Source organism: Croceifilum oryzae (genome assembly GCF_030814315.1).
Classification (GTDB): Bacteria; Bacillota; Bacilli; order Thermoactinomycetales; family Thermoactinomycetaceae; genus Baia; species Baia oryzae.
In genome coordinates this window covers 320,981-327,666 of the sequence record NZ_JAUSUV010000002.1, presented here as the reverse complement: position 1 = coordinate 327,666, position 6,686 = coordinate 320,981, and the positions used below count along the sequence as shown (strand labels likewise).

Here is a 6,686-nt window from a genome sequence, read left to right as displayed (position 1 = left end):
AACCGTCTTCTTTGCATAAAAAATCTCCTCCACTGTATATAACTCATTCTACAGGATAAAGGAGATTACTCAAATTTAATTTGGGGGCTAAATAGGAACAGGTAAATACGTATAAGGAGCTAGTAAATCAGGTCTCCAATAACCATCACCGTTGAAACCATGGGAAGCAGATGGGTGCTCGTCATATCCACTCTTATCACTAGATCCTTTATCATCAAATCCCCCAATTACAAAATGAGATGTAGGGTGTAGATTATTATGCGCCCTAGAATTTCCTCCTGCTGAAATGACCAGTAGATCTGCATCAAGCGCTGGTTGTAAAGCCTTCATATATGGATCTTCCCTTGTCGGGGATACCCAACCTCTTTCTTGTGGAACAAGTAGGCTTAATAATATTTTAGGATTCCCATCGTGGCATAATATCCACTCTAAACCCACTCTCATTCGGTCTGGTTCGGTAGTAGGAAGAAACATAAAATTTGCCATTGGAGCTAAACCACTATACATATTTCCTTTCGCTCTTTTTGGCTAATGAGCTAAGAGATTCAATACACTTACACCATGTTGTGCGTATTTCGATAATTCCTCTACTTCAGGCTCATCAAATATATCTACACATGTCACGGTATGATCATTCTTAACCTCCACCCTCTGCACCTTACCTTTTAAATGAGTTAACGAAGCATGATGAAAGATATCATCCGTAATAATAATCGTAATTCCTATCCCAGAATCCCCCGCTAATGGTTTAGCCAGCCCAATCCTTTTCCAAGTAGGTTCAGCGATCATGAAATTTTCCACCTTATCATATTTTTAATATCCGTGATATCTTAGCCAAAGTTCTAACCCAAGTAGCAAAAGTGAATTAAGAAGAATTGTTTCAACAGCAAGGAGTAAGAGCCAATAGCGAAAAAGAACAAATTCTATCAATTGGCGACTCAGTTATAGAACTTTAAAATGTTGGGAACATAAGTAGTTTCGTATTACTCCACATAAGAATAACAAAATCATCTGACATTAGGACAGAGGATTTTGTTATTCTTAGGCTTATGGAACTGCTCTTAATTCCAACCAAACTATCGAAACATCTTGTTTCTAATCGCTAGAATTCCCATCGCTTTCAAGCACCATATCCGAGAGATGTATTTCAAAACCATCATCACAAACAACCTTGATTAAATGGATATCTCGATTTGGCATTACAGTTCCGTAAATGACAAGAATCGGATTGGGGTATTTCTCATGCTCTTCCATGCAAGCTCCCTCTTTCTAAACACAACACACATACTTGTGGTATAATTCATTTGATTTCATTTTTTCTTGAGCCATTTTGATGGCTTCTTTTTTTATTTGCAAAAATGTCATAGTTTCTTCCAAATACAATTTGTGACTTTTCATCCATTTGAACACAAGCAGCATCCAACAGCGGTATATTAATGACTTTTCCGTCAAGTGTCGTCATTTTTAAGATCTGAACCCTACTTTGTGGAGAGTAAACAACCAAACACTTACTGCACGACTCGATCTTCTGATCCATGATCGTGTAACCATCCTCTTGCTGAGATATTTCTATACTTGGATTTTGATGTAATTCTTGCAAAAAAGACCGAATCTGATCACTCATGCCTTCTACGCGAAGCTTGATCAATTCTTTCAACTCCTTTCGTGGCTGGATTGTCCTTTAGCCAAATTATAATATTTATTTTAAAATTTTATCAATAGTTTATATATTTAAGTTTTAAACGTGAACATATGTAGTTTTTTTGCATAAAAAATAGAGGAAAACGACAATATTCCCCTCCATTCAGCTTTTTGTCCAAGTTTAAAACTTGGACATTGCATTTATTTGATTATTACGTCTATTAACTATATGATTTTAGAAAGACCCTTTTATATGAGGTGGTAGCATGAAAAATGTTAGTTTAGAGAGTGAAATTTCTCGGTATGTAGCTCGAAAAAGGAGAATAAGAGACAAGAATCTAACATTAGATGATCTAAAATGCCTAGACCTCTCTAAATCGACTGCTAGTAATATTGAAAACGGAAAAGCAGTAAGACTCGATTATTTCGAGTTGTATCTTGAAAAGATCGGCATCAAGAAGAAAGAGTTGGAGGAAATGGTGAAAACGGAAAATGACGAGCTTAAAAAACTAACCTTTCAACTAGATGCTGTAGAACACATGATAGAAGATGGAAGTTTACGATTGGCGCACTCCCTTCTGGATCAAGTAGAAATGGATGATTTTCATCCATTAGCTCCTTGGTACTTTTGTTTACACGGACACATCTTAGAAAAAAACAAAGACTACAAAAGTGCAGAGAAAAAACACTTGGAAGCAATCCAAGTTTATAGCAAATACAATTTAAATCCCACAGATAACATAATAGCTCGTTGCTATAATGGCTTAGGTATTTGCCGATATTTTCAAAATGACTACGACCATGCTATTGACTACATCAATCAAGGTTTAGAGGCATATGATGATACCAAAGAGATGAAGCAGATAAAGTACAAACTGTATATAAACAAAGTGTTGTATTTAATGAATGCTTCACGAAACGATGAAGCACTTCTTATATTGAATGAAGTATGGCCACTCCGTTCAGAAATTGATATTAACAACGGTGCACTTTTGGACTTTTACAGTTTCAGAGCAATATTTTTGCGTAATAGAGGATTATTCCAGGAAGCTATTAACGTTTGTGAAGAGGGCTTTAAAATATTAAAAGGAATCAACAGTAGAAACCGCTACCTAGATTTACTAAATATTTTAGGAAGTATCCATCTATATCTCAAAGAACTCGACACCGCCTATGATCGTTTTACACTAGCTCTTGCCTCTGATCAAGATGCAAAATATCCACGAAGGCAAGTTGAATCTCATACATGGCTTGGCATTCTCTACAACTGTAAGAAAGAGTGGTCGAAAGCAAAGAAACATCTTGAAATCTCAATTGACCTCTCAAAGAAAATCCCTAATACTAGTGGCTTAGCAAAAGCATTGATTGTCATGGGAAATACTCATTATTTTCAAAACAGCTATCTAGAAGCTATCTCCTACTATGAGCAAGCAATCACCATATGTGAGGAACATGGACACAGGCATCGGCAATATTCAGCTCTATTGAAAAAGGCAGATTGTTTTGTTAAGATGGGGAAAATAGAAGATCCTGATTTTATCGATTGTTTAAAGAAAAAATTTCTTTTAGGAATCGATATTAATCTTAAAAGTGAGGAAGACGCATATGAAATTGTCTAGTAGACTAGCAAATGAAGTCTTAAAGGTTCATTCACTAAAACAACTCGATCAATTCGATTCATTTAAAGGCGATGACGACGAGCCACCTGTTAGATAGTGACTAGTTATCTATGTTTTGAATATGAGATAACCCCTCTTTACTGTTAGAAACCTTCTTCTCTAAATCTATTTCGAGAGGAAGGTTTTTTCATTTCCCTATAAAGAACTCTACCTCTCTCCTTTTATAATAAAGGTAAAGTTCAGCACCATTTAAATAAAAAATAATCAAAAGTTTCAAAAATTAATGGATAAAATCTTTGATACTGATGTACAATTGAAATTGAAGATGGAACAAGGAGGGAATACAATGTCACATTATCTATTCAACTTACAAGGTGACCCACCAAATGACTAAATGTTAATTATGTCTAGATGAGTAGCACTTAAAACTCAGCAATTCATCAGCAGGTAATGCTCTTGTAATCTAATTTGCTCATCTAGAATCAGTCATTATAGCTCAAAGAAAACAAAGAGTATCTATAACCTGATTACATAAAAACAACTGAGACGACTAAATTGTCTCGGTTGTTTTTTTATTGTTTAATAGCACAACGACTTCGGACTTGAGTAGGAATAGTTGACAAATTAACTAACTAAATATATATTACTTATTAAAAGTAAGCATAATTCAGGAGGCAACCTACATGTTACATATCATTCGTTCGGTTGAACGTAAAAGCTTTGATCATGGATGGCTACAGACGAAGCATAGTTTCTCTTTTGGATCTTATCAGGATCGTACCCGGCAACATTTCGGGTCACTTCGTGTCTTTAACGATGATGTGATTCAACCCGGAGAAGGGTTTGGGACTCATCCACATCAAAACTTCGAGATTATGACCTATATGATTTCTGGGGCATTGGAGCATGAAGATAGTCTAGGGAACAAAGAAGTATTACGAGCAGGAGAAGTACAGCGGATGACTGCGGGTAGTGGGGTTTCGCATTCTGAATATAATCACTCACAAGAAGAAGAGGCGCATCTATTGCAGATTTGGTTTTACCCTGATCAACAAGGACTCCCCCCTTCTTGGGAGCAAAAAGGATTTTCGATTGATAAGCAGAAAGGGAAGCTTATCCCGATTGTATCGGGCAAAAAGGTAGAGGGCGCTTTATCCATTCATCAAGATGTAACGGTCTATGTTGGAAAGCTAGAAGCCAATCAGCAACTTCTTTTTACCCAAGAGCAAGGTCGCAAAGTCCATCTCTTTGTAATCGAAGGCGAACTAGAAGTAGACGGGCAAATTGTACAAACGGGCGATACAGCCGAAGTCACCGAACAGTCCAATTTAACCATGAGTATTCGGAAGGATACTCACTTGATGCTGATAGACCTCGCTTAAATAAAGGGTCCCGATTTTTCACTTAGCGTAGTGAAAAATCGGGACCCTCTTACGTATTTATATGTGTGCCCTTATATAAAACGGCTATTGCCGCTGCTATCAGAATCATACCCATAAAAGCGGGCGCGGCATGACCCAGTGATACATAGATGTAACCTCCCATGATAGGTCCAATCATCTTGGCTAAAGCCTGAATAGATTGACTCCCTCCTTGAATCCTTCCTTGTTCACTAGAATCGACAGACTTGGAAATCATCCCATTGAATGAAGGTCCAAAGATCGAATCACCAAAACCATATATAAACATCCCTGCGATCAGAAGAGGATAGAATGAGAATAAAGCCGATGTTGCAATCAAAATGTAGCCTATCATCTCCGAAACCATTCCCAGGATTGCGATCTGTTTATCACTACATTTTTTCAAAAGCCTTGGCATGATGAAAGCTTGTGAAATGATGTCTTGGAATCCGATAATGGTAAACATCAGTCCGATTAGTGCAGGTTTCCAACTAAAGGTATCCATTGTAAATTGTGAAAGAATGGCCTGTAAAGATCCGTTGGGTATCCAAAGTAAGAACGCTGAGACAAGTAGCCTTTTTACGTTTTTCATGGAAAGGATGTTGGCAAGCTGTGTAAATGGATTTAGTCTGACAAAGGGTATCTCTTTCAGTCTATTTTTCTTATCAAGGCTCTCAGGCATATAGAAGATTCCATAAACAACATTTAATAACGTTATGATGGCTCCAAAATATAAGGGTACAGAATAACCAAACTTGGCAAGTAGTCCTCCTATAGTTGGACCAATGACGGTGCCTGCACCTACAACTGCGCTCACCCATCCAAAGTATTTGGTTCTCTGTTCTGGGGGAATGATGTCTGCAAAATAGGCGAAGATCGTGCTAATGCTCCCTCCTGTTATCCCTTCGATTATGCGACCTGCAAATAATACCCATAAAGCCCCTCCTATGCCAAAAACAAAGTACCCAATAGCGGAACCCAATAGACATACTAAGAGCAATAAACGACGACCATATTTGTCACTCAAAGCTCCGAGTGCGGGAGCCGCAAAAAACACACAGATTGCATAAACAGAGGTTAGCAGCGTAACAACTGTCGCTTGTTCTCCCGGACTGCTTGTATAAGGCTGCACTAAGAATGGGACGACAGGTATGATGATACTGAAGCCTATTCCGCAAAGAAATACAGAGATAAGACCGAATAGGAAAGCGTGTTTATCTACGGTTTGTTCTGTTTTCTGTTCAGTTTGTAATTTAGATACGGACATGTAAATTCTCTCCTCAAAAGCTGTTATTTTGTTTCCTTGTCAATAAAACAATAACTTCATTTTGTTTCTTTGTCAACAAAATAATCGCCATAAAAAAAGCAGCCCATTCTCAATAGAGTTGGACTGCCTTATGACTTAATACTTATACCCTGTTTCTTTATTTCTGCATCTAAATGCCGACTATACTTTTTTACAAAGCTAAGGATACTGTCAAATTGTTCCTCGGTTATCTGCTCAAATACGGCTTGATCCCGTTCTTGAAACTCTTTGTGCAGGTCCTCATGGATTTGATAAATTTCTTTCCCTTGCTCCGTAAGCCTAAAATAGATTTCTTTCTTATTATCTGATTTCTGGTAGCTTTCGATAAGACCTTTTTTTATAAGCTTCTTCGTTATTTTACTTAGGGCACCGCGAGTCATATAGAAGAACTCTGCCAGTTTGGTCACGTTGGGATCTACGTTTCTTTCAATGTATTCGATGCAATGTACTTCGGAAGAATTATAACCCTTAAGACGATCGTCTATCTTATCCTTATTAAGCCAAACCATCTTGTCATATAAGTCCCTTAAGCCCATTATGACCTGTTCTTCTTTATTCACGGTCTGTTCCCCCATCCGTTGGTGCATTTAACAGTATTATAGTAATCTTTTGTTTCTATTTCAACAATATTGAAGGGATCTTCGAATGATAGAAAAGAAGACCCAAAAGGTCACTACCTTTTGAGTCTTCTTTTGCATGCTTGGACAAAAAGGATCGAGT

8 protein-coding genes are annotated in these 6,686 nt (G+C 37.4%); 2 read left to right on the top strand and 6 right to left on the bottom strand.

Translation table 11 applies throughout. The annotated features are described in order from the left end of the window. Nucleotides 1–87: 87 nt before the first annotated feature. From J2Z48_RS03200 to J2Z48_RS03185, 4 genes are all read right to left on the bottom strand, one after another. Nucleotides 88–486 (bottom strand): S8/S53 family peptidase, encoded by a 399-nt coding sequence (locus J2Z48_RS03200; RefSeq protein ID WP_307250956.1) that lies wholly within the window; start codon nt 484–486, stop codon nt 88–90. 42 nt (nt 487–528) lie between these two features. Then, complete coding sequence (locus tag J2Z48_RS03195; protein WP_307250954.1) at nt 529–789, bottom strand: hypothetical protein; 261 nt, start codon at nt 787–789, stop codon at nt 529–531. Between the two features lie 306 nt (nt 790–1,095). Continuing rightward, the gene (locus J2Z48_RS03190; protein WP_307250952.1) at nt 1,096–1,254 is read right to left on the bottom strand and encodes a hypothetical protein; all 159 of its coding nucleotides are present in this window, start codon (nt 1,252–1,254) and stop codon (nt 1,096–1,098) included. A 46-nt stretch (nt 1,255–1,300) separates the two neighbouring features. Further along, the gene (locus J2Z48_RS03185; RefSeq protein ID WP_307250950.1) at nt 1,301–1,648 is read right to left on the bottom strand and encodes a hypothetical protein; all 348 of its coding nucleotides are present in this window, start codon (nt 1,646–1,648) and stop codon (nt 1,301–1,303) included. A 469-nt stretch (nt 1,649–2,117) separates the two neighbouring features. Between J2Z48_RS03185 and J2Z48_RS03180 the strand changes: the two genes are divergently transcribed. Together J2Z48_RS03180 and J2Z48_RS03175 are read left to right on the top strand one after the other, a co-directional pair. After that, nucleotides 2,118–3,260 (top strand): tetratricopeptide repeat protein, encoded by a 1,143-nt coding sequence (locus J2Z48_RS03180; RefSeq protein WP_307250948.1) that lies wholly within the window; start codon nt 2,118–2,120, stop codon nt 3,258–3,260. Nucleotides 3,261–3,943: 683 nt separating this feature from the next. Beyond that, nucleotides 3,944–4,642 carry a pirin family protein gene (locus J2Z48_RS03175; RefSeq protein WP_307250946.1) on the top strand — a complete coding sequence of 233 codons (699 nt, stop codon included), beginning with the start codon at nt 3,944–3,946 and terminating at the stop codon, nt 4,640–4,642. Between the two features lie 49 nt (nt 4,643–4,691). Here J2Z48_RS03175 and J2Z48_RS03170 read toward each other — a convergent pair whose 3' ends face one another. Both J2Z48_RS03170 and J2Z48_RS03165 read right to left on the bottom strand, forming a co-directional pair. Next, nucleotides 4,692–5,927 (bottom strand): MFS transporter, encoded by a 1,236-nt coding sequence (locus J2Z48_RS03170; protein ID WP_307250944.1) that lies wholly within the window; start codon nt 5,925–5,927, stop codon nt 4,692–4,694. A gap of 128 nt (nt 5,928–6,055) precedes the next feature. Then, nucleotides 6,056–6,526 carry a MarR family transcriptional regulator gene (locus J2Z48_RS03165; protein WP_307250942.1) on the bottom strand — a complete coding sequence of 157 codons (471 nt, stop codon included), beginning with the start codon at nt 6,524–6,526 and terminating at the stop codon, nt 6,056–6,058. Nucleotides 6,527–6,686: the final 160 nt, after the last annotated feature.

Coding starts and splice junctions, on each gene's coding strand:
- J2Z48_RS03195 (WP_307250954.1), bottom strand. CDS start 789: ATGATCGCTGAACCTACTTGGAAAAGGATTGGGCTGGCTAAACCATTA.
- J2Z48_RS03200 (WP_307250956.1), bottom strand. CDS start 486: ATGGCAAATTTTATGTTTCTTCCTACTACCGAACCAGACCGAATGAGA.
- J2Z48_RS03190 (WP_307250952.1), bottom strand. CDS start 1,254: ATGGAAGAGCATGAGAAATACCCCAATCCGATTCTTGTCATTTACGGA.
- J2Z48_RS03180 (WP_307250948.1), top strand. CDS start 2,118: ATGGTGAAAACGGAAAATGACGAGCTTAAAAAACTAACCTTTCAACTA.
- J2Z48_RS03175 (WP_307250946.1), top strand. CDS start 3,944: ATGTTACATATCATTCGTTCGGTTGAACGTAAAAGCTTTGATCATGGA.
- J2Z48_RS03170 (WP_307250944.1), bottom strand. CDS start 5,927: ATGTCCGTATCTAAATTACAAACTGAACAGAAAACAGAACAAACCGTA.